Here is a 20774-nt window from a genome sequence, read left to right as displayed (position 1 = left end):
CCGAGTTGTCCACGAGCAGGATTGGGTCGCCACCGACGCTAAGCTCAAAGAAGTTCTTGCTAGGATCACGACGTTCGATGGTGGCGCCTAGGCAAGCCAAGCTCTCCGCCAAGCCTTCGGCCTCTTTCTGCATCAGCGCATACTCCGATTCAGTGAGCCTTGGGTAGATTTTGAGAGCCGATGTGGCGTGCGGCAGATATGCCCGGCTTGCAGCTAGGCATAGAAAAATTCCCACCGCATAACCAACCATCGTTAGGGGCCTCATCGGAATGTCGGGTGCACGACACCGAGGGGATCATGCCGCTTTTGAAGCGCCGAGCCGCGTCTCTGATCGTGTAAGCCGATTCTCAAGGGAATCGTCGAGGTCCTCACTACCCACGCACCTGCAAGCGCTCAATCACCTGCGCAGTCAACCCCACGCACGCCATCATCAGCCCTTCCATCACCCGGTCCCCCAGGTACTCCTCCGGCGCTCCGTTCTGCCGCGTGCGCTCCGCTGCCAGCAACACTTCCTGCACCACACGCAGGCCAGCCAGAGCGCAGTCCGCGTCCGCCAGTTCCAGACAGCGCCCAGGCAGTTGATGTCGCTCCGGCCAAGGCTGGCCATCTGAACCCGCACCGGTGCCAATGCGCCGCAGCGTGGTGACGAAGGCGTTGGGGGCGGCGGACAGTTCGTGCTCCGGCTCAGCGTTGGCCGGATCGTACTGCGCGTGCAGGGGACGGAATTCCGATGCGTTCATGGCAATGCTCCGTACGGGACAGACAGCAGCGCCACCGATAGAGGCGGCGGACGATGCGTGGTTCGAAAGCCGGACAGTAACCAAGCCGGTGGGTCCGAAGACCCCCACGCACCGCCCGCCATGGAACGCGAACGGATTGCCAGCCGGCGCCACGCAGAGGTGACGCCGGCTGACAAGCGTAAAACACATGGTTACTGAACGGGCTTTCGACACCCGCGCCACCCTTTTTCGGTGGCATGCCAAGGTGTACCCGCACAGATGCCAAATGCCAAGAAGTCGCAGCTTACTGAGGCTGCAAATGCTGACGCTTACGGCATTGTCGCATAGCACGGAAGCGGCACATCTCCTGCGGCGCAGGGCTTTCGAGCGATGTTAAGCCGTCACTCGTACGGGCATCACGCTGCACGGTTTCGGTGTGGTGCTGTCCCAATTGCGACAGATCGCTAGCAGGGCCGCAGTGCAAAGAGTGGCGAATGCGTCACCGCTCGCTTTGCGGCGCCAATCCCGGCCGTGGCCACAGCGCATCGTCGCGCTCCAGGTCGTAGTCGCTGCCGAACGCCAGCGCCGCCTCGCGCGGCGGTAGGTCTGCGTAGCAGCCCAGCAGGTACTCATCCATGCCGGCATCGCCATGGTCGATGGCAAACAGGCGGAGGAGCTCCTTGTCGAAGGCTTCCAGCCATTCGGCGTCGATCTTGGTCATGGGCATCCTCCGGCAGGAAGGGCAGGAGCAGAAGGATGGCTGCGGTGGGTCTCATGGAACGCGACGCGTTGTCGGCGTTGATCAATTGCTGGAACTTCACGGCGGCCAGCCGCTAACCCCGCTGCATCAAAGGCGAAGGAGCCCGCTGCCGCCACCTTCCATCTGTGGTCCCGCCATGGCTTGCTCGCATGCTTGGTATCGTTCAATCGCTGCCACCAGCCCCATGCTCTGCCGAACGGCTTCTGTTGTCACCATCTGCGCGCGTAGTGCTGCTCGTCGCAGTAGCGACCGTTGGCTATTCCCAAGCACCTGGACCGCGGGCCTGGCGGCCAAAGCCACGCCGGTGAAACCCGAACGCCAAGAAGGCCCGCCACTGAGGAAGGGCGGGCCATTGATCAGTCTGATCATTCAAGCCCAAGCACGGAGATGGCTCTCCAAGGCATCGCCACAAGGCTTTTACATTGTCCCTTTATTGGCGAGTCAGAGTTGGCTTTTGCGACAATTCCGTATCCACTGTTTCCTTGGAAAATGGCAGCTCCACTGTCGCCTTCTCCGCATGCCAACTGAGAGCCAGTGATTCTTATCCAGGCAGCGGCACATGGAAGATTCTCGCCAGGGCCACAAGCGATTCCGGGATTGTATGTGTTTTCCTCAACTACGCCGCAACTGTACCCGCTCCTTACTCCGCGGAAGCAGATATCCTGGCCCACCTTCGCAGTCCCCCACATGAGCGTGATCGCTCGCCTACTGGAATCGACCGTGGATGTGCCGTAGACCTCTCTCAACGGTGTGTGGGAGCCCACTGTGTGCCACTGCAGGTCGTGACTGGCATCCTCGATGCCATCCACGTAAGTGAGAGGCAGGGTGTACTTGCCCGCACCGGTGGCGTAGTTCCCATAAATGAGATCGTTGGGGCAGTGTCCAGCGGTGATGATGCCTCTTCGACCTGTAGCCGTGTGCTTCACGGAAAAGCCGCTCGTGCACCAGGAGTTGTTACTTTGAAGTACTGCACCGCCAACTACATAGGCGGCATTGCGTGCCTTGGGACTATTGGGCTCAATGTCGATCTTGAGACCAGTGGCCCGCTCCAGCTTTCGCACATGGATCTTGAGGCTGCTCGCGAATTCCGCATTGCCTTCGATCCGGATGAGCACGCGATTGTCACCTGGGAAGCCTGAGATTCCCGTAACGCCGGGAATCAAGCTGTAGATGAGGGGGGTGTTTCGCTCAAGTATCTGGAAAAAATCCTTCTCCGTGTGTGCGTTTCCAACCTCGAACACCACCCGGGTGGTTCCGCTTTCCGTCTTTACGACCCGATTCGCTACCGGGTCCATACCGGTCAACTCTACAAAAATGTGCTGATCGGGCGCATGCCTCAGTGAAATGGCGGACAGGCGGTCCGCAAACTCCTTGCTCAAGTCGTCCATGGCTGGGTTAAGCTCACCTTGAACGGCTAGCCGAGTAATTGCTGCATCGACTGATACGCCGGCGTGCCGACTCATGTAGCTATGGACAAGCGTCTCCATTTCCTTCTCTGCATCCGAATCGGCTGGAGGCATCTGGGCCTGGACAGTTCCGTAGAAGATGAAGATCGCGGCGGCGGAAGCCAGCTGTTTCCATTGCATATCAAACTCCTTGAGATGGTGATTGCCTTCGTGCGACGTAGATCCTTGATTGAGAGCCGAGCATATCCGCATGCGCTTGCTCCAGCTGTGCTCGAGTTCTCATAGCGGCTTCTGATTGCGCACCCGGTCTTGGTAACACAGTTCAAGGAGCAGCAGTTGGAGGGCCAGCGCGTGCAGCAGGACATTCAGATTCTTGCGGCCATTATGGGGAGATGCCTGCTGGCCGCAGGCGAATGACTTCAGGATGGACCGCAGGCCGAGGTGGTCATGAAGCGCCTGCAGGCAAACGATGCGGCAGGCGTGCCGCTGAAGCAGGTGGTGATGCTGCCCGGTGGCGGCGGCAGCTATGTACCCCTTCCTGCCGATGGCCGGGTTTCCGGCGGCTGGGTGGGTGACGCAGACACTCTGTCACAGGAGGCCGCGGGACTTTAGATCCGTGGTGAACGATGCGCGCAACTGGTGTTTGCCGCAGCGCGTGATCTGCCGCCTGGCCGTTACCAGGTGAGCGTGCGGCTGCTTGCACCGCTGCCGGAATTGAAGCCCTATCGGCCGGAGTTGTTGGTGGCGTACTCGCGCAGGCCAAGGTAGTCCCGAAGCACGTGTCCCCGCGGCCGCCCCAGACCTCCTCCGCCTGCCCCGAAGCAGCGCGGAGGAGTGGATGGCTCAGGTCTCAGCCATGGGGTGCTGCGTGCGCGGCAGCTCGGGCGGGCGGCTGCCATGGTTCATCACCTCGCGCACCTGGTGTTCCTGTGCGTAGAACTGGTTGGCGCAGTCCTGCGCTTCGCGCGCGTAGTCCTGCATCACGCCAATCACTGCATTGCTGGCATCGTGCTGCAGATCCACCGCGGTCAGATGCCGCATGCCGCCATGCATGAACGCCACGGAGGTCACCTGGGCCACGCAGACCTCCACCCGGGTTGGTCCGAAGCGCACCGCGCCCTCGGCCAGCATGCCGTTGCCCGCGTACGCATTGCCCGCTACGCGTTGGCCGCGATGATAGGTGCCGACGTAGCGGATGCGGTACAGCGTGGACTGGAAATCGACGCGATTCCACAGCTTGTGTGCAGATGCCATCGCAAATTGTGCGGAGGCGACGAAGGCCAGTGACACCAGGCCCACCATCGCGTTGCCGCTGCTGCGCGCATACACAAAGGCCAGCACCACCCCGACAACGCCCAGCAGCAGGCCGAACAGCCCCAGCGCCAGCAGTGGTTGCTGGCTGGGCGACTGCCATGCAGCACGGAATGCCTCGATCAGCCCCGACGCGCTCTGGTCTGCACGTACGCTCGGTTCTTCTTCCACCAGCAGTTCGCCATCGAAGGTGTCCTTGCTGACGTTGTGCTCATGCACATAGCGATGATGAGGCTGCGGAATGCGGCTGGAAAGCCGCAGCAGGAGGCCGCCGCTGAGGTCTGCCATCTGCATCTTCTCGTCCACGATATGCCGTGCTGCCGACGCGCTGTAGCTCCCGGTCTGGGAGATCAGTGCGACTGTGAACAGCGCGCTGGCAATGAGGCCGCTACCGAGCACGGCGATGGTGGGCAGCACGACCGTGGAAACCGCGAACGGCGGTACGGGCACATGCACCGGCGAAAGCGTGATGGCCAGCGGCCCGGCGATGGAGATCAGCAGCAGCGTGACGATGGCCGGCCAGCGCGGTGCGGGAACGTTGTTGCTGGCCGCATCCAAGGCGCCCTTGCGAATGGCCGACAACGTTGCGAACGGGCGCAGCAGCATCACCGAGACAATGAAATAGAAGCCCGCCATCCATGCGAAGGCGGTTGGCTGTGCAAAGACCCACGCCAAGCCGAAGCTGACCAGCACCGCGGCCAGGTAGATTGCCCGCTGCAGCTGCACCTCGGCGTGCCAGCGGATGGTGGGTGGCGCGTTGATCAGCTGCGGAACCAGGCCATAGAACATGGACAGCAGCGCACCCGAAGGGCGCTGCCGCACCGGAATGCCGTTGTTGATGACGTTGAGCAGGTAGCTGCGATGCTCGGTTTCGCCGCTGGGGAGGGCGATGAGTCCCGAATCACCGGGTACAACGGTGAAGCGGAAATAGCGCATGGCCTCGCGGATGTGCACGCCACCGAACAGCAGCAGCGTGATGCCGGTGGCCATGCGCCCGACGGCACCGATGCCCATGCTGCGAACCTGATCGGCATTGGTGACGCTGAGCAGCAGGATGAGGCCAAACAGCAGTGCAAATGCGCCCAACGCGAGATGCAGGGTGTTCGGCAGCCGCATGGGATTGATGGTGACGGCCTGTGCAGGCGGCGTGCTGTACTCGGTGCTCATCGGAATCTCGAAAGGACGCTTGAACGGCAATAGCGGCCGCCTTCGAGGTTTCTTGAGAGATTCAGGGGTTTGTGGGAATCAACGCCCGCGCGCTTCGAATATCACGCGGACCCGCGCACGCACCGCGATGGCCGAACCGTCGTGCACGACAGGTTCGAAGCGCCACTGTTGGAGCGCATCCAGTGCCACACGATCCAATTCCCGCATGTATGTTGACCGCGCAACCATCACGCTGCGCACTTGCCCTTCGGTGCCGATGTCCACCACGAGGATCATCTCCGCCGGGTGTGGCAGAGGCGCTGCATCTGGCGGAACGTGCGGGGCGGGGGAAGTCAGTACCTTTGGCGGTGGGAGTGCCGGAAGCTCGGGGTTGTCGCTAGGCTCGATGAAGAGCGTGGTTGAGACCTTCGTCAGCCCCGATGGCGAGGGGGCTGTGGAGTGCGCGCGCGGCGTCGAGGCGCAGCCGGTAAGCGCAAGGGCGGCGGCTACCATGACGATGCGAGCGGCCATGATGTTGAAAGCAGTTGGGCTGGGCATCTGCTCAGCATAGTAGCTGCATCGTCGCTTGCGTCATGGCTTAAGGACTCGCCAACGCATGGCTGCTCCAGTAGACATTCCCACCCCAGCGCTGGGGTGCGTGGAGCAAGTTCATGTCCAACCGCCCGGAGCGGTGTATAAACTGCCGACAAGTGAGTGCCCGAATGTGAGGAACGGATGCGACACCCACTGAGGCCATGGATGGTACTGCTGCCCCTGATTATGGGCGGCTGTGGCACCCAGGCACCCCAGATGTATGGCGATGGTTTCCCCGTCGCCAAGCCAATGGATCTAGTCAATGAAGGTGCAACGGTAGAGTCGCGTTTTGAAGTGCCGCCGCCCTGGGAGAAGGATCCCAGACCTCGCACCTTCCTCATCGGCTTCCGTACCGGTGGGCCTGCCAAGCGCCCGGACATGAGACCGGGAGATGTCGACTTCCTCGAAGACGCCCGGATTCCCCTGAAGGTGCAGCTTTGGAAGCTGGATGGCAACACCGAGATGCCCATCGCGCTGCACGCCTTGAATCGCGATCTGCCCGCTGTGTGGCAGGGAAGCCGGTATCAACCGGCCAAGGGCGATGTATTCGAATACAGGAATGCCGTCGGCGCGGATTCGAACAGTCTGGTCAATGCAGGAAAGTACGATATGTCACTGGCCTACCGGGAATACGAGGTGGTCCGTGCCGATTCTGGAAATCTGACAGCCGGGAAGTACCGGCTGAAAGTGACCAACCTTCAGGGCAACCCGGAAGTTGCACATCTCAACATCGAGCTTCTCGTCGCCAACTACAACGTGAAATAGAGCCGGCGCCAGCCAAGGCCTCACGCGTGGCGATCACCCCATACTCGCCGCCCGTCCCCTCACTTCCTGCTGCATGCGCTCCTCCTGTGACTGCTGCTCAAGCTCACGGCTCATGGCGCGCTGCTGGGCATCCTGGCTCACGCTCTCGTACTGCTGCAGCGATTGCTCGACTGGTGTCTGAGCAGCCTGCGCTGTCGGCATCGAGGCCCGTGCATGCGAGGGATCATTTAACTCGCCCTGCACCAGAAACACCGTATGTCCCGCAGGGTTCTGCACGGTCGCGTTGCTCAGCAGCACGTGGTCTACGCGCGACAGATCGTTGTCTTTGGCCAGCACCAACAGGCTGGCGCTCATCCGCTCGCTGATCGCGTCGAAGCTGCGCCCGTGTTTGGCATCCAGTGCCGCAACACCGTCGCGTATCTGCTCGTAGAGCGGGTGGTCAGGGTGACCCGGCGACAGCGGGCCACCTGCGGTCTGGGAATCCTCCACGGCCTTGCGTGCCTGGTCGTACGCCGCATGGGCGGGGTGTTCCTGCTCCTGCACCACGGCGGGGATAGTCGGTTGTTCGCGTTGCTGTCCCTCTGCCTGCGGCAGGGGAGGGGATGGCGACCGATGGACCGATTGCATCCTCGCCATGTCCTCCACGGTGGTGGTGGAGGTCAGCACCATACGGTTGCCCGCTGCAGTGCCGAAGGACGCGATGGCGCTGTCCGGGCTGGGCGCGTGTGTGCGTGGATCGGGCATCAGCTCCAGCGTGATGTCGGCCTGTTTTCCAACGGCGGCAAGATTCTGTTCAACTGCGGCGGTGGTGGCGGCAAGCTGCTCCTCGGTGCGCGGAATGCCATGTTTCGCGTACAGCGATTCCACCTGCCCGCGCACACCCTCAGGCGCGATGTGCACGGTGGCCTTGATCTGTTCGGCCATCCTGCCCATGTCCGCAATGCCGGCGTTCTGGCTCTGCCAAGTGATTTCCAGTTCATCGCCGACGTTGCGATTGGCCTGGCTGTTGTAGACCACGCCCTCGTGCAGCCACTGGCCATCCGCCTGGCGGCTGTAGCTACGGCCGTCGCTCGCACGCAGAGTGTTGGCGCTGTCCTGCGCATCGCGGATTGCCTGCGGGATGGACGGGTTCTGGGCGTCGCCGAAATCACTCCAACGGCCTTGCTCGTGGGCCACCATGTACCGCGCGGCCACGGCCGCCTTGGTGTTGGCCGCGTTCTGTGCGATGACGGTGCGCGACTGCTCATCCAAGGCGGGTTCGCGTTCCGGCGGAACAGGCTCGCGGCGCGTGATGGGCGTGCGCCCATCTACGACCTCCTTTATCTCCAGCTCCCATTGCCGCGATACGGTGTCGCGCACGAACTCTCTTCCGGTCTCGAAGGCGCTGGGTGGCGGCTCTTTCAAGCCGCTGGCACTCAGTCGATAGGGATCCCGTGGCGGCGGAAGGTTGGCCAGGCCCAGCTCGTAGGAGGCGCGGGCGGCCTGCCAGTTCAATTGGCGCTCCAGCGTGCCAGTGGCCACATAGTCGGCGCTGAAGGTGACATCGGCGCCCTGCGCCGTTTGTACTGGCCGTACTTCCACGCCAGTCCCCAGATCAGCGCTCTGAACTTGCTGTTGCTCGGCGCTGCGCAACCAGCGGCCATCCGGGTCTGCCGGGTTGCGCGCCCAGGTGCGCTGCAATGGATCCTGCTGGATATAGACCCGCTCGATGTCCTTCTGTTCGGCCCACTTCTCACCCAGATGGGCGCCCAGCACACCGCCACCGATGCCAGCGACGACAGCGCCCGGGCCCGTCCACGAGCCGGATACAAGGCCAATGCCTGCACCTGCTGCGAAGCCGCCGAGCGCGCCGCCCAGGTTGCGGCCGACGAAGTGCGCCGAGGTTGAGTCTGCGCCTGCGGTGTTTCCTTGCGAGTTCAGTTCCACCCATTTATGGCCGGAGGTGGCGAAGTCATGCGCCATCAAGGCGACGCCGGCAACGCCCAAGGCCTTCATGCCGGGGTTTACGCCGTGGGGTACAGCTTCGGCTGCTGTTGCCGCACCCGGAGGCCCGCGTGGCGCGCCCGGTTGCAGCGTTGAATGCGGCGTTGGCTCAGGCAGATCGGCGAACAGACGAGGCCCGGTAGACAGCGCCGAGCGAGCAGCGACCCATTCCGCGCGCGTGGTCGACATCTCGCTGAGATTGAGTGAACTGAAGTCGTGCAGCGGTTTTTCGAAAAGCGTCTTGCTGACGGCGTCATAGCCATCGATGGGCTTGAGGTGCAGGCGCACCTGGGCCACATCGACCGCATGACCGGTGTTCGTGGTGGCGTGCTGTGCGAGGGTGCGCTCGAGGGTTTGGTACTCGGCGGCAGATTGGATTGCAAAGGCCAGAGGCTCTGGGCCGAATTCGCTTATGGGGTAACCATTGATGCGGACGGTGGGGTGGTCGAGAGCGGTGGTCAGTTCAAATTTGTCGAAGCCACGTCCGGACTTGGCCCCATCGACGAATGCCACCAGGGGCCTACCCGTGGCAATGGCGTTCTCGAAATACTTTGGACTGCCCGCATTCCACATGATGTCCTGCAGCGCACCTTTGTAATCGCCCCTAGGCACGAAGCCTTGCACCTTCATGAAACTTTCAAACTTATCCGTAATCGTCAGGAAGTCCGGATGCTTGGAAGGGCGATTTCCTGCATCGACGATGTATTTTCCCCAAGGCGTGTCACCAATGATTCCAGCCCTGTAGTCCGCGTCTTCCGCATACGCGCTGGCATTCAGGAAGTTGGAGACGCCTGCTCCGTCCTCTCCTGAGAAGGCGAGGTAATCGATGCCTGGCGGAAGCTTCGGTGGATGAGTGGCGATCTTCTGCTTGAGAAAATCTTCGTAGCTGGTGAGCGTGTCGGGTCCCGAGCCCGGGGATTTTAGGTAGTCAAGAACGACTGCCTTCTGCTGATCGGAAAGCAGGCTGCCATCCCCCAAATTCTTTGCGGGATTCAACGTCGTAAGCGCGAAGTCATCAAACGAGAACGTGGGCACGCCGCATCACCTCAACGATCACGGGAAGGAACGTGAAGCTCTGCGAGAATGAGCCAGTCATTCGGTAGTCGCGTGGAATTTTCAGGTGGTGATATTCCTAGCCGGAGCAGCTCGTCAACCCTGGCCATGGCCAAATAGCGGCGACTCTCCGGACTGCTGGCCTGCCCAGAGAATACGTTCACCAACCCTTCCGCAACGCTGCAGATGAAGGAGTACTTTTCATCGGTGTTCCCCAACGCCTTCTGCAGCCTAAGGATGGACTCGAGCACCTGATGCGGACTCAATTCCAGCGTGTAGCGAACTTCGCGACCTGCATGCTGTTCGACGACCTGCTCGGTGCCGAAGAATCCTGTCGCGCCAACACGCTGCTCATTACGACGGAACATGTACTGATACTCTATTGCGTCGCTTCCATCCCGCCTGGTCGCGGGCAGAATTCTTGGGAAGGAAATGGTCACGCCGCTTTCTGGGTCAAACGCGGTGTTCTCGACGGGCTTGAATCGGATCGGCATCGTTCTTCCTGGAAGGCCTTGTTGGTCGAAGATTGAGTTGCACGGTTTCGGTCAGCCCAGCCTTTGACGATGGCATGCCTTCAAAGGTGACGCCGTGCAGGCTGAATGCGACTTCTGCGCCATGAGCATTGTGACGGGGAGGCCTGGGGCCAATCGGTCTGAACTGTGGCATATCACCTAGCCTCAGCCTGCTTCCGCGGAACAAGCAGGCTGGCCAAGAGTACTACTCCATCGCGTAGCTTCAGGCTGTCATCAGGTGTCGCGATGCCGAGTTGGTTCAATGAATCAATCCGAGCTACGGCGATGTAGCGAATGCTCTCAAAGATGCTGGGTTGATTGGAAAAAACATTAACCAGCCCCTGTGCAACAGCACGGATGAATGCCGAAACATCCTCCTTGTTTCCTATTTCTTCCTTGAAATCGATGATCGAATTCAGTATTTCACTGGCGCTAAGATCTAAGGTGTAAATTCGCTCACGGCCGTTTTCGTGAACCGCTAGCGCTTCAGTGCCGAAGATGCCAAGCGAAGCAATCCGCTCTCCGTCATGACGGAACGTATATTGGTACTCAATGACTTCGCTCCCGTCGGACAGGGTGGCAGGCAGGGCTCTTGGGAAGGAAATTCTTACTGCGCTAGATGCGTCGAATGCTGAGTTGGAATCCGGCCTGAACTCAATGGGCATTGTCTTTTCCTGAAGCTGGCATTGATGATGGATGTGCCGTGTCTTCACTCTGCTGGCTTCCGCCTATTGGCGTAAGTCGGCAGAAGAGTAGGAGATTACGTCGTTCGCCGTAACCCGATTCCGGCCAGAACAGCGCAGGGTCTGGAACTGGCGTCGCGTCTTTGGCGGAGATCAGTACCCGTAAGGATCATTCTTGGCCAATCGCGACAGATCGGCTTCTGCTGGCGGTCCCGTCCGGTGGGTAAATTCTTCGCCAGTTGCGGCGCGGAGATTGACAAGGATGTGTTCATCAGCAATTCCATTGCTCTGTATTTCAGGACTATACGACCCACTACCGCCACACTCCACATTCCAGCTCCCATGGGCTAGCGGAATGTTCGCTGGTTCACACATTCAGCGAGCCAATCCCGTCACCCAGGCCGCCTCCACCTGCCCGCGAACCCACCTATGCGATCATCCGGCCAGGACCGCAGTACCCAACAAGGCTGAGCAGGCATGGAGCAAGCAACACGCTACACGGTAACCCTCTTTCTGGCCGCGCCCGGCACCCCGCTGAACAGCGGCGGCAGCTCGCCGCGCGGCCACATGTATTTCCAGACCGCCGCCGGCGAGGAGGTACACAGCTACGGCTTCGCACCGCCGCGCCTGCTACCCGATGAGGCTGCTGCCGGTGTGCAGTACGCCGAGGTCGTACACGACGACGCCGACGAGCACCGCGACCCGTACTACAGCCGCACCCTGGAGATCAGCGAAGAGCACTACGGCTGCCTGCGCGATTTCGCCGAGGAGCCGGCCGAGTTCGGCTTCGATGTCGATCGCCCGGCCACCATCAACCGCTGCAGCGATTTCGTCTGGGCCGCGCTGCACTATGCCGGCCTGCATTCGCAGCCGGCACCGCTGGATGGCGGCAGCAATCTGGGCGAGTTCGCGGTGCTGTTCAACCTGCCGGAAATCCAGTGCATTGCGGCGCCATTCCCGGCCAGCGAGCTGAATGGCGAACAGCACCACCCGATGCCCGAACGCGAGGCCGAGCTGCACCGCGAAGGCGGTCGCCCGAGCGACGAGCCGCCGCCCAGCCCGATGGAAGTGGCCGGCACGCTGCTGGACCCCTCGCACCCGGATCACCGGCTGTTCGCGCAGCTGATCCAGAAGGTGGCCGAGCTGGACGCTGCACACGGGCGCACCTTCGACGACACCAGCCAGCGCATCAGCGCCAGCCTGCTGGTGTTGGCCAAGCAGAACAACCTGTCGCGCGTGGACCACGTGCTGCTCAGCCGGCCTACCAAGAGCAGCCACGAGGCGGAGAGCATCTTCATCGTGCAGGGTGACCGCGATGACCCCGGGCACCGCCGCGCGAGCATCGCTACGGAGGTCGCGGCACAGACCGATGTGGCTGATTCGCTACGGCTGAAGGAGCAGTGATGCGGGCGGTGCGTGCAGTTGTTGCATCGGTGGTACTCGCCTTGCTGGTGGGCTGCGGCAGTACTTCGTCACCTGAAGCCCCGAAGCTGCTGACCCGGGCCGAGGCCGACGCACGTACCGTGGTGCCGTTCACGCGAGGCGTGCGGTTGGACAAGGCGAGGCGCATCGTGGACGTGACCTTTGACTTGCCGCCTGCAGTACCTCCCGCGATTCCAAGTCTGAAGATCGGGTTCCGCCTGCAAGCACAGGAGGTCAAGCCGCTGCTTGCCGAGGCCGAGCGGATAAGGGACGTCGGTGTCCCCGCGCGCGTTCGCCTGGAGCGCCTGGACGGCGACCACGCTACATCGGTGCGACTGATGACCACGGCCCCGGGAGGCCGCAGCATGGAGCCTCTTCCGCCTGACGGCCACGTCGGCAAGTTGGTTCAGGGGAAAGTTGAAAGCGGGATGCTGATTGAGGCTGGACTGTACTCGCAGGATGTTTACTACCACATGCTGCAACTGGCCGATGCGGGCCTGCTGGATGCCGGTAGATACCATTTGACCGTGGACCTGCTGGAGGATCGACCCCAGCTCAATGACATATCGGCCGAGCTTATTGTCGGCTTCCAACTACTGGGAAAATGAGAGATGCAGAAGGACACTGCAGAGCGTTTCACCGTCACGATCCATGTGGCTGCTCCGGGAACGCCTCGCTGGGGCGAAAGGGATTCCGTGCCAGTACGGCTCGAGAACTCGTCCGTGGGGCACATGTTCCTCACGATCGATGATGGCAGCGGACGCGATCCAAAAAGTTACGGATATACGCGCGCGCCCACACCAACCAACCCGGACGCAGGTGAAGTTGATACCTACGACAATCTGGTCTACAGAAATCCGCGCTACGAGCGCACGATCGAAATCAGCAGGGAACAGTACGACAAGATCATGGAGTTCGCTGAAGCCCCGGAAAAGCACGGCTTCGACAAGAACAACTACAACCTGGTCACCAATGCCTGCACCGACTTCGCCTGGGGTGCGTTGAACCACGCTGGTCTGCGCCCGGTAGGACTGGCCGGTGAGATCAGGAACTACGAAGGCTCGATCAAGGTGTTGGACAACATACCCGCGATCAACGCTATCCCACAGCAGGTCAAGGACAGCGAGCTGGACAAGGTGAAGTGGAATGACATGCCGACGCAGACCTTCGGTCAGTGGTGGATTTCGCAGAATGGCGAGCGGACGCAGGATGCCCATCCCTTGAGCGGAACCCCCGCCGATCCATCCCACGCCGATCACACTCGCCTCAATCAGCTTCACCAGCAGGTGGCCGACCTCGGAGCCTTCGGCGCCCAGAGCGGCAACGTCAGCGCAAGCCTCCTGGCACTCTCCAAGGAGCAGCAGTTCACGCGCGTAGACGATGTGCTGCTCGGCGAGCGCCGTGGCGATGCCGCCCCCAACCTCTTCATCGTGCAGGGCGATCGCAGCGACCCGGCGCATCAGCGCGCCAGTCTGCCGGCAGACGTCGCCGCGCAGACGCCGGTGGCCGCCTCGTTCGAGCGCATCGAGCAACTGGCGCAGGCACAGCCGCAGCGTGATGCCCAGCGTCAACAGGAAGAGCAGCAGCTGGCCCAGGCGCACGCCCCGCGCATGGTCTAGGCGTCCAGCGCCGAACAGCGCGTCCGCCATGCATCCGCAGGCGGACGCCACGGCCCCTACCTGCTACCATTCCCGCGCTACCCAGCCAGCCCACCCCGCGCAGACAGATGCAGGGCCGGGCCGTCGAAGAACGGCCCCGCGAGCCAGGACACCCTCCGTGCCCATTGAAGGACGCTCGCATGATCCGCAATTCCCTTTTCCGTTCGGCCGCGCTGGCCGTCGCCGTGTCGCTGAGCCTCGGTGCTCCGACCGCCTTCGCCGCCGAAGCCGCCGCCGCCACCAGCCCCGCCACCGCCGTGCAGCGCCAGGCCATCGCCCAGGGCCTGTACGAGCTGGCTTACAGCCCCAAGCAGAACGCCGTGTTCGTTGCCTCGTCCGGTGGCTTCGGTGACAACGCCGGCCCGGCCCAGGTGCTGCGCCTGAACCCGACCACGTTGGCCGTGGAAACCCGCATCCCGCTGGAGCGCAAGGCGTTCGGCGTGGTGCTGGATGACGCCCACGACCGCCTGTACGTGGGCAACACCGTGGACCTGTCGGTAACCGTGGTCGACACCGCACAGAACAAGGCCATCGGCACCGTGCAGCTGATGGAGAAGAAGACCGGCAAGGACGGCAAGGCCGCCTACACCCACGACCTGCGCGAGCTGGTGGTCGACAGCGCCGCCAACCGCCTGTACGTGACCGGCCACAGCAGCCAGCCGGATGTGAGCAGCGTGCTGTTCGTGATCGATACCAACACCCTGAAGGTGATCAACACCATTCCGGGCCTGGGTAATGCCAAGGCGCCGGGCCTGGCGCTGGATGCCGCCAACAAGCGCGTGTACACCAGCAATCTGCTGGCCGATCTGGTGGTGGTCGGCACCGACTCCAACAAGGTGGAAGCCCAGCACAAGATCGCCGCCGAGCAGCCGATGAACATCGCGCTGGACCCGGCCGGCAAGCGCCTGTTCGTGACCGACCAGGGCTCGGAAATGCTGCGTGGCTACCAGGCCAAGAGCAGCGGGCTGGTCAGCAAGCACCCGGGCCAGCGCGTGCTGGTGCTCGACCGCAGCAATGGCAAGGAACTGGCCAGCATCCCGACCGACGCCGGCCCGCTGGGCATCCTGCTGGATGCACCGCGCAAGCGCCTGTACGTGACCAACCGCGAAGCCGGGACGGTGACCGCGTACAACAGCGACAGCTACCAGAAGGTGGCGACCTACGCCGTGCCGACGCACCCGAACAGCCTGGCGCTGGATGCGAAGAACAACGTGCTGTACGTGAGCATCAAGAACGGCGAGAAGGATGCCAAGGGCTCGGACGAGAGCGTGGCGCGGATCCAGCTGTAAGGGATGGTGCCGGGTCATGCCCGGCAGCTGGCTGCTGGAAAGGGGCAGGGCTTTTTGCCCTGCCTTTTTCTTTGCCCGGTTGCGGTCCCCACCGCCAACCCGCTAGGGTTGAAACCCATGGCAGGGAGCCAAAGGATCTGAACATGCTGGGTATCCACCGCTGGCTGCGCGTTGGCCTGTTGATCATCTTGAGCACCGTGCTGGGTGCCTGTTCCAGCCGCATCCCGGAGCCACCCGAACCACTGGAACTGACGCAGCCGATTACGGTGGATCAGCCCGGCCAGGAGGTGCGGTTCGAGTTCGAGACGAATGCGCGCAATTTCGATCCAGGCCGCACCTATGCGCTGGAGCTTGAGGTGCAGCGGCAGGGCGGGCGCGAGAACGGCGAACCGGACATGCGCAAGTTGAATCTTCCCTTTGAGGTGTCATTGCAGCGATGGGGCGCAGGTGCCTGGCAGGACGTTCCCACCCATGACAGCTACCAGGCACTCGCGCTCAACGCGGGGAAGCCGCTTCCTGCATGGCACACATCCGCTGCCTGGCGCTATGCAGCGTTAAGCGCGGGCAGCGGTGGCCAGTATCGATGGAGCATCGTTGCCCTGCCGTTGGATCTTGATGCCCGTTACCGGCTGGATGTGCGCACGGTTCAGCCCAGCGCCGAGTTGAAGCACTATTCGGCTCGTTTGAAGGTTCACGCCGCCCGCCCGGTTGGAAAGTAGTCAGCACCTCACTCTTGGAAGGAACTGAAGGAGCCACCTTATGGATAAGCCGCGCTATACCGTAGAGATCGTCATCGCCGCACCTGGCACGCCTCTGATGGACCCGAAGACCGGTCGACAGGAGGTCCTTGACGGTGTTCCGCAGACATCCTCTCCAGGTCATATGTTTTATGTCCTGCATGCATCAGGCGAGCCCGCGAAGAGTTTCGGGTTCGCGCCCAAGGTACACGGAAGCATCAACGGGCCCGGTGACATCATGCCGGATGACGCAGATGTCTATAAGGACCCACGCTACACCCGCACCCTCGAGATAAGCGAGGAGCAGTACAAGAAGCTTGAGGCCTTCGGCTCGGACCCGGAGAAGTTCGGCTTCAGCAAGCACTACGAGGACGTGCGCCACAACTGCGTGGACTTCACCTGGGAAGCGCTGAACCACGCTGGCATCGAGCGGAAAAGAAGCATCGACGTGAATGCTTTTGGAGGTCCCGCAGGGCAGCTCTTTCCGGATGTCCGCATTCCCCTGGACAGCAAGGGCGCGGGCAAGGACGGTTTTCGCCCGCTGCGCAACATCCACGGCGTGGACAGCATCGAGCCGCCGTTCCCGAACAGCGATCTCAATCGCACGAAGACCAATCCGATGCCCGAGCGCACGTGGAAGCATCGCTTGCTGAGCGAGAACGACGACATCGGTGAGCGCAGCGGTGAGCGGTTGGCCAACGACGCACGTGTGCCGGGTGACACATTGCATCCGCTGGACCAGCGGGTGCGTGCGGCGCTGGGGGACGCGGCCGAGCGCCAAGGGTTGCCGCCGGGACAGCAGCCCGAGCTGTTGGCGGGCCACCTGACGCGATTGGCGGTGCAGGGTGGCTACACCGAACGCGATACCTTGCAGGTGGCCTTCAGCAGTGGCGGTGCGGTGAATTCGCCGGGCTATGTCTTCCTGCAGCGCACGGGCGACACCGCCTCACCGGACCCTGCAGCGAACCGCCAGCGTCTTTCGCTGGCCGATGCCCAGCAGGGCACGGTTGAAGAGGTGTACCAGCAAGCCAGCGTGCAGCATCAGGGCCGTGAGTCCAGCCGCGTTGCGCAGGAAGAACAGCTGCTGCAGCAGACGCAGCACGCTCAGCCCCGAATGGGCTGATACCGGCCCATGCGACAGGCGTCGACGGCATCGACGCCTGACGGCATTCACCCCATGCGATGCGCAGGGTTCTGCTGCTGATCCTGCGCCTGTGCATCCAGCGTCTGCTGCTCGGCCTGCACCGGCTGCTGCCCGCCCAGCCCCAGCTTCTGCAGTGACTGCTCGGCCGGCGTCTGCGCTGCCACGGCGGTCGGTAGCATCGCCCGCAGGTGCGCCGGGTTGGCCGGGTCGCCCTGCACCACGAAGATGTTGTGCCCGGCCGGGAGGTTGGCCGTGGCGTTGCTCACCACCACGTGGTCGGCGCGTTCCAGACCCTGTTCGCGGGCTTTGACGGCCAGGCTGGCGGCCACGTTCTCGCTGGTGGCGTCGAACGCACGGCCGTGCTTCTCGTCCAGTGCGGCTACGTTCTGGCGGATCTGCTGGTGCAGGGATTCATCAGGGGTCATTGGAGGCTCCTTGTGGCCGCTACCGTGTGGCCGGATGTGGCCAGTGTAAAGCGGTCGCCGGCTGCGCCGGTAACCGCTTTGTTGCTAGCCTGTGGCCCGGGGCGCAGGGGATGGCGCCCGGCTGCAATGGGATGGAGGGAGAAGGTGGTGCACGGGGAGACAAACCGGATACGGGGGCAGGCGGCTGTGCGGTTGCTGCTGGGCATGGGGCTGTGGGCCTGCGCAGGTATTGCGGTGGCTGACACGCCCGTGGCGGCGGACGATCCCGCTTGCCCTTCGCAGGACTTCACCCGTTTCCTGCAACGCTTCGCCGACCCGGCCGATGACCGGGTGCGCCTGCGTTACACCTCCGACCCACTGGAGTACGAGGTGCCGATGCACACCGTGCGCGATGACCACGAGGGGCTGGCGCCCACGCACGTCGTGCTGGAGCAGGGTGCCGCGCGGTTGAAACGTTTCAGCTACCGCTACCTGGCCGCGTTCAATCTGTTCGTGCCTTCACCGGTCAGCCGCGATCCGGCCGCGCTGGAGCGCATGCGCGCCGGCACCTACAACGCGCCCACACGCATCGAAGCGATCGATGACAACGGGCAGCGCGTGACCTTCGGCAGCGACGCCGAGCGCGATACCTACACCTTCGCGCGCCGCTACGGCTGCTGGATGCTGACGCGCGCCAGCAACCTGCGCGACTGAGCGGGCGCTGCGGTGGTGATATTTATTTGTCTGCCGGGTGGTGGTCGTAACTGATCACCCGCTCGGCCTGCCATTGACCGTTCACGCGGCGCCAGACCTGGATGAAACGGGCCTGGCCGGTCCAGCGTTCAACGCCATCGGCGCCGCGCTCATGGAAGCGGTGATCGCCCATTTCCAGGGCGCGATCGTCCTGCAGCGGAAAGACCTGCAGTGAGCTCTCCACCAGCTCGCGCCGCAGGTGCCAGCCTCCCTTACGCGCGTTGTCGCACAGGGTGGCCACGCTGCGGCGGAAGTCCTCGCGGCTGTTGGCGGACTTGCCGTCCTTGTCATGGAAGAACTCCATGTCTTCGGTGGTCATCGCGGCGGCCCTGTCGGCATCGCAGGCATCGAAGGCCACGGCGAACAGCTGCGTGTCGGCCGCGCGGATCTGCTCGCGCAGGGTGTCGCTGGTGGGGGAGGTGCCGGCGACGGCGGCGGCGAGCAGGGGCAGGGCGAGCAGCATGGCGTGGCTCCATTGAGGTCTGGCGCAGACTGGCATGGGCGATGGCGCACGGTAAGCGGGGCGTGACGAAACCGGCGCAGGGCCGACCAATGCCGTCCATGCGGGTGCGAACCGATGTGCCGGCTGACCGGTGCCCGTGTACGCGATGTCATGGCCTGAGCCGGATCCATCACGGGCGGCTCCGGTGCGATTGCCTAGGCTGGGTTCCTCTTTCCCCCGGGAGTTCCCATGGCTACCTCCTCCGTCCGACTGCACATTGAAGACACCGGCGGCACCGGCCGCCCGGTCGTCCTGATCCATGGCTGGCCGTTGTCTGCCGAATCCTGGAAGGCGCAGGTGCCGCTGCTGCGCGATGCCGGTTACCGGGTGATCAGTTACGACCGTCGCGGCTTCGGGCGCTCGGACAAGCCCGCCGATGGCTACGAGTACGACACATTGGCCGCTGACCTGGCCGGCCTGATCGACGAACGCGACCTGCGCGATGTCACCCTGGTCGGCTTCTCGATGGGCGGTGGCGAAGTGGCGCGCTACATCGCCAACCATGGTGAAGACCGCCTGCACAGCGTGGTGTTCGCTGCGGCTGTGCCGCCGTACCTGTTGAAGGGCGCGGACAATCCCGAAGGGCCGCTGACCCAGGAAAAGGCGGATGAGATGCGCCAGGGGCTGGAGAAGGACCGGGAGTCGTTCTTCGACGGCTTTACCCGCGATTTCTTCAGTGCCGACGGCAAGCTGATGGTCACCGAGGACGAGCGCCAGGCCGCCATCGCGCTTGCCCATCAATCTGACCAGACCGCTGCGCTGGGGTGCATGAAGGCGTTCGCCACCACCGATTTCCGTGCGGACCTGAAGAAGGTGACCGTACCGACGCTGGTGCTGCACGGTGACAGCGATGCGACGGTGCCGTTCGAAGGTTCGGGCAAGCGCACGCATGCGGCCATCGCCGGCAGCGAGGTGGTGGTGCTGAAGAATGCACCTCATGGCTGCAATACCAGCCACGCCGATGACTTCAATCTGGCACTGCTGGAATTCCTGAAGAAGTAACACCCACTACGGCATCATCCGCACATGCCCACTGCCCGCACGCCGCCCTGGAAGAAGCCCAACCCGAAGGGCCAGAAGACGCAGCCGCTGACGGAGGCGCAGAAGGCGGCGGCGCGGCAGCGGGCAGAGGAGAACGGGCGCCGTTACCCGAACCTGGTGGACAACATGTGGGCGGCGAAACTGCCGCGCGGTTGAAGCCTTACTGACTGTTGCGCCCCGGCCACGGCTGCCAACCCCATTCCCGCCATGGCGCGACGGTGCGCGGCTGTATCGTCAGCGTAACGTTGGACGATGCGCTGCACTGGTGCAGGGCATCGCGCAGCAGGGCCGCATCCACCGGCTGCGCCGTGGCCACCTGCAGCAGCGTTCCCCGGTGCCGCACCTGCACCGGCAGTACCCCGTGTACCTCGACCGGATTGCCGGTGCGGGTTCTGCGGTAGCGCATGGTGATGGGGCGGACAGTGCGATGCAGCACGGGGGCGCAGGCATCCAGCAACTGCAGCTGCCGCTGCATGGGCGCGCGGACTTCGATGACGGTGGAGGGATATCCCAAGGTGCTCTCGACCAGCACCTGGAAGCGGGCGCCATCGGGCATCAGGTAGACGGTCAGGCCCACCGTGCCGATGAACGCCATTGCTGCGAGCAGGACCCAACTGCGCGGCACCTTGGGCGGCTGGGTGAAGTGCTGCAGGCGCGGTCTGCGCCGACGCATGCGGCGATAACGTCGCTGTGCTGCGGGGCTGGGCAGCAGGCTGTCATCCGGCAGTGCAATCACGCGCGGCGGAAGACGGGCCAGCCGCGCATTGATCACGCGTGCGCCAAGCATCGCAACCAACCCGCCAAGCAGAACCGGCAGCAGGGCACGCACCAGCAGATACAGCCCTACCATCGCCAGCTCTCCTGAAGAAGTGGACATGATCGCGCATCCTCC

Annotated in this window: 22 protein-coding genes; 11 read left to right on the top strand and 11 right to left on the bottom strand. The window is 63.1% G+C overall.

Features of this window, described 5'->3' with window-relative positions; all coding sequences use genetic code 11:
• Positions 1–371: 371 nt before the first annotated feature.
• The 3 genes from BW38_RS14450 to BW38_RS14460 all read right to left on the bottom strand — a co-directional run bounded on the left by BW38_RS14450 (position 372) and on the right by BW38_RS14460 (position 3065).
• On the bottom strand, positions 372–740 hold the full coding sequence (locus BW38_RS14450; RefSeq protein WP_032975586.1) for a hypothetical protein: 369 nt from the start codon (positions 738–740) through the stop codon (positions 372–374).
• A 478-nt stretch (positions 741–1218) separates the two neighbouring features.
• Positions 1219–1440 carry a hypothetical protein gene (locus BW38_RS14455; RefSeq protein ID WP_200867498.1) on the bottom strand — a complete coding sequence of 74 codons (222 nt, stop codon included), beginning with the start codon at positions 1438–1440 and terminating at the stop codon, positions 1219–1221.
• A 404-nt stretch (positions 1441–1844) separates the two neighbouring features.
• On the bottom strand, positions 1845–3065 hold the full coding sequence (locus BW38_RS14460) for a S1 family peptidase (RefSeq protein ID WP_051584944.1): 1221 nt from the start codon (positions 3063–3065) through the stop codon (positions 1845–1847).
• A gap of 267 nt (positions 3066–3332) precedes the next feature.
• Here BW38_RS14460 and BW38_RS21925 point away from each other — a divergent pair, with 267 nt between their 5' ends.
• Positions 3333–3497, top strand: a complete 165-nt coding sequence (locus tag BW38_RS21925; protein WP_161763232.1) for a hypothetical protein — start codon at positions 3333–3335, stop codon at positions 3495–3497.
• Positions 3498–3728: 231 nt separating this feature from the next.
• Here the strand turns inward: BW38_RS21925 and BW38_RS14465 are convergent, their stop codons facing one another.
• Both BW38_RS14465 and BW38_RS21420 read right to left on the bottom strand, forming a co-directional pair.
• Positions 3729–5363, bottom strand: a complete 1635-nt coding sequence (locus BW38_RS14465; protein WP_152543289.1) for a hypothetical protein — start codon at positions 5361–5363, stop codon at positions 3729–3731.
• Positions 5364–5441: 78 nt separating this feature from the next.
• On the bottom strand, positions 5442–5873 hold the full coding sequence (locus tag BW38_RS21420) for a TonB family protein (RefSeq protein WP_161763229.1): 432 nt from the start codon (positions 5871–5873) through the stop codon (positions 5442–5444).
• Positions 5874–6101: 228 nt separating this feature from the next.
• On the opposite strand from BW38_RS21420, the gene BW38_RS14470 reads away from it, so the two are divergent.
• Positions 6102–6701 (top strand): hypothetical protein, encoded by a 600-nt coding sequence (locus BW38_RS14470; RefSeq protein ID WP_032975583.1) that lies wholly within the window; start codon positions 6102–6104, stop codon positions 6699–6701.
• A 33-nt stretch (positions 6702–6734) separates the two neighbouring features.
• Here the strand turns inward: BW38_RS14470 and BW38_RS0120560 are convergent, their stop codons facing one another.
• The 3 genes from BW38_RS0120560 to BW38_RS14480 all read right to left on the bottom strand — a co-directional run bounded on the left by BW38_RS0120560 (position 6735) and on the right by BW38_RS14480 (position 10914).
• Positions 6735–9719: an XVIPCD domain-containing protein gene (locus tag BW38_RS0120560; RefSeq protein ID WP_152543288.1), complete on the bottom strand. Its 2985-nt coding sequence runs from the start codon at positions 9717–9719 to the stop codon at positions 6735–6737.
• An 11-nt stretch (positions 9720–9730) separates the two neighbouring features.
• Positions 9731–10231 (bottom strand): hypothetical protein, encoded by a 501-nt coding sequence (locus tag BW38_RS14475; RefSeq protein WP_032975579.1) that lies wholly within the window; start codon positions 10229–10231, stop codon positions 9731–9733.
• A 173-nt stretch (positions 10232–10404) separates the two neighbouring features.
• A complete protein-coding gene (locus BW38_RS14480; RefSeq protein ID WP_032975578.1) occupies positions 10405–10914 on the bottom strand; it encodes a hypothetical protein in 510 nt (169 codons plus the stop codon).
• 495 nt (positions 10915–11409) lie between these two features.
• Between BW38_RS14480 and BW38_RS14485 the strand changes: the two genes are divergently transcribed.
• The 6 genes from BW38_RS14485 to BW38_RS14510 all read left to right on the top strand — a co-directional run bounded on the left by BW38_RS14485 (position 11410) and on the right by BW38_RS14510 (position 17161).
• Positions 11410–12336, top strand: coding sequence for an XVIPCD domain-containing protein (locus BW38_RS14485; RefSeq protein ID WP_032975577.1), 927 nt, complete (start codon positions 11410–11412; stop codon positions 12334–12336).
• Positions 12336–12962 carry a hypothetical protein gene (locus BW38_RS14490; protein ID WP_032975576.1) on the top strand — a complete coding sequence of 209 codons (627 nt, stop codon included), beginning with the start codon at positions 12336–12338 and terminating at the stop codon, positions 12960–12962. The genes BW38_RS14485 and BW38_RS14490 overlap by 1 nt, the downstream gene beginning before the upstream one ends.
• A gap of 3 nt (positions 12963–12965) precedes the next feature.
• The gene (locus tag BW38_RS14495; RefSeq protein WP_032975575.1) at positions 12966–13973 is read left to right on the top strand and encodes an XVIPCD domain-containing protein; all 1008 of its coding nucleotides are present in this window, start codon (positions 12966–12968) and stop codon (positions 13971–13973) included.
• Positions 13974–14152: 179 nt separating this feature from the next.
• Positions 14153–15301, top strand: coding sequence for a YncE family protein (locus tag BW38_RS14500; protein ID WP_032975573.1), 1149 nt, complete (start codon positions 14153–14155; stop codon positions 15299–15301).
• 143 nt (positions 15302–15444) lie between these two features.
• Positions 15445–16020 (top strand): hypothetical protein, encoded by a 576-nt coding sequence (locus BW38_RS14505; RefSeq protein ID WP_032975572.1) that lies wholly within the window; start codon positions 15445–15447, stop codon positions 16018–16020.
• Between the two features lie 40 nt (positions 16021–16060).
• On the top strand, positions 16061–17161 hold the full coding sequence (locus BW38_RS14510; protein ID WP_032975571.1) for a hypothetical protein: 1101 nt from the start codon (positions 16061–16063) through the stop codon (positions 17159–17161).
• Positions 17162–17208: 47 nt separating this feature from the next.
• On the opposite strand, the gene BW38_RS14515 is transcribed toward BW38_RS14510, so the two are convergent.
• Positions 17209–17607, bottom strand: a complete 399-nt coding sequence (locus tag BW38_RS14515; RefSeq protein ID WP_032975570.1) for an XVIPCD domain-containing protein — start codon at positions 17605–17607, stop codon at positions 17209–17211.
• Positions 17608–17841: 234 nt separating this feature from the next.
• Between BW38_RS14515 and BW38_RS14520 the strand changes: the two genes are divergently transcribed.
• Positions 17842–18300: a hypothetical protein gene (locus BW38_RS14520; protein WP_152543287.1), complete on the top strand. Its 459-nt coding sequence runs from the start codon at positions 17842–17844 to the stop codon at positions 18298–18300.
• Between the two features lie 22 nt (positions 18301–18322).
• Here BW38_RS14520 and BW38_RS14525 read toward each other — a convergent pair whose 3' ends face one another.
• Positions 18323–18802 carry a DUF4440 domain-containing protein gene (locus BW38_RS14525; protein ID WP_032975568.1) on the bottom strand — a complete coding sequence of 160 codons (480 nt, stop codon included), beginning with the start codon at positions 18800–18802 and terminating at the stop codon, positions 18323–18325.
• Positions 18803–19030: 228 nt separating this feature from the next.
• Between BW38_RS14525 and BW38_RS14530 the strand changes: the two genes are divergently transcribed.
• The gene (locus tag BW38_RS14530; protein WP_032975567.1) at positions 19031–19843 is read left to right on the top strand and encodes an alpha/beta hydrolase; all 813 of its coding nucleotides are present in this window, start codon (positions 19031–19033) and stop codon (positions 19841–19843) included.
• A gap of 24 nt (positions 19844–19867) precedes the next feature.
• Positions 19868–20038: a hypothetical protein gene (locus BW38_RS21990; protein ID WP_099782623.1), complete on the top strand. Its 171-nt coding sequence runs from the start codon at positions 19868–19870 to the stop codon at positions 20036–20038.
• Between the two features lie 4 nt (positions 20039–20042).
• Here the strand turns inward: BW38_RS21990 and BW38_RS14535 are convergent, their stop codons facing one another.
• Positions 20043–20759, bottom strand: a complete 717-nt coding sequence (locus BW38_RS14535) for a hypothetical protein (protein ID WP_152543286.1) — start codon at positions 20757–20759, stop codon at positions 20043–20045.
• Positions 20760–20774: the final 15 nt, after the last annotated feature.

This window comes from Stenotrophomonas sp. RIT309 (assembly GCF_000632045.1).
GTDB classification, from domain to species: domain Bacteria; phylum Pseudomonadota; class Gammaproteobacteria; order Xanthomonadales; family Xanthomonadaceae; genus Stenotrophomonas; species Stenotrophomonas indicatrix.
The sequence above is the reverse complement of the archived record's forward strand: the minus strand, read 5'-3'. Positions and strand labels throughout refer to the sequence as shown.

Coding starts and splice junctions, on each gene's coding strand:
- BW38_RS14485 (WP_032975577.1), top strand. CDS start 11,410: ATGGAGCAAGCAACACGCTACACGGTAACCCTCTTTCTGGCCGCGCCC.
- BW38_RS21420 (WP_161763229.1), bottom strand. CDS start 5,873: ATGGCCGCTCGCATCGTCATGGTAGCCGCCGCCCTTGCGCTTACCGGC.
- BW38_RS14460 (WP_051584944.1), bottom strand. CDS start 3,065: ATGCAATGGAAACAGCTGGCTTCCGCCGCCGCGATCTTCATCTTCTAC.
- BW38_RS14530 (WP_032975567.1), top strand. CDS start 19,031: ATGGCTACCTCCTCCGTCCGACTGCACATTGAAGACACCGGCGGCACC.
- BW38_RS14480 (WP_032975578.1), bottom strand. CDS start 10,914: ATGCCCATTGAGTTCAGGCCGGATTCCAACTCAGCATTCGACGCATCT.
- BW38_RS21925 (WP_161763232.1), top strand. CDS start 3,333: ATGAAGCGCCTGCAGGCAAACGATGCGGCAGGCGTGCCGCTGAAGCAG.
- BW38_RS14450 (WP_032975586.1), bottom strand. CDS start 740: ATGAACGCATCGGAATTCCGTCCCCTGCACGCGCAGTACGATCCGGCC.
- BW38_RS14505 (WP_032975572.1), top strand. CDS start 15,445: ATGCTGGGTATCCACCGCTGGCTGCGCGTTGGCCTGTTGATCATCTTG.
- BW38_RS14525 (WP_032975568.1), bottom strand. CDS start 18,802: ATGCTGCTCGCCCTGCCCCTGCTCGCCGCCGCCGTCGCCGGCACCTCC.
- BW38_RS14455 (WP_200867498.1), bottom strand. CDS start 1,440: ATGACCAAGATCGACGCCGAATGGCTGGAAGCCTTCGACAAGGAGCTC.
- BW38_RS14535 (WP_152543286.1), bottom strand. CDS start 20,759: ATGTCCACTTCTTCAGGAGAGCTGGCGATGGTAGGGCTGTATCTGCTG.
- BW38_RS21990 (WP_099782623.1), top strand. CDS start 19,868: ATGCCCACTGCCCGCACGCCGCCCTGGAAGAAGCCCAACCCGAAGGGC.
- BW38_RS14510 (WP_032975571.1), top strand. CDS start 16,061: ATGGATAAGCCGCGCTATACCGTAGAGATCGTCATCGCCGCACCTGGC.
- BW38_RS14515 (WP_032975570.1), bottom strand. CDS start 17,607: ATGACCCCTGATGAATCCCTGCACCAGCAGATCCGCCAGAACGTAGCC.
- BW38_RS14470 (WP_032975583.1), top strand. CDS start 6,102: ATGGTACTGCTGCCCCTGATTATGGGCGGCTGTGGCACCCAGGCACCC.
- BW38_RS14475 (WP_032975579.1), bottom strand. CDS start 10,231: ATGCCGATCCGATTCAAGCCCGTCGAGAACACCGCGTTTGACCCAGAA.
- BW38_RS14465 (WP_152543289.1), bottom strand. CDS start 5,363: ATGAGCACCGAGTACAGCACGCCGCCTGCACAGGCCGTCACCATCAAT.
- BW38_RS14490 (WP_032975576.1), top strand. CDS start 12,336: ATGCGGGCGGTGCGTGCAGTTGTTGCATCGGTGGTACTCGCCTTGCTG.
- BW38_RS14500 (WP_032975573.1), top strand. CDS start 14,153: ATGATCCGCAATTCCCTTTTCCGTTCGGCCGCGCTGGCCGTCGCCGTG.
- BW38_RS14495 (WP_032975575.1), top strand. CDS start 12,966: ATGCAGAAGGACACTGCAGAGCGTTTCACCGTCACGATCCATGTGGCT.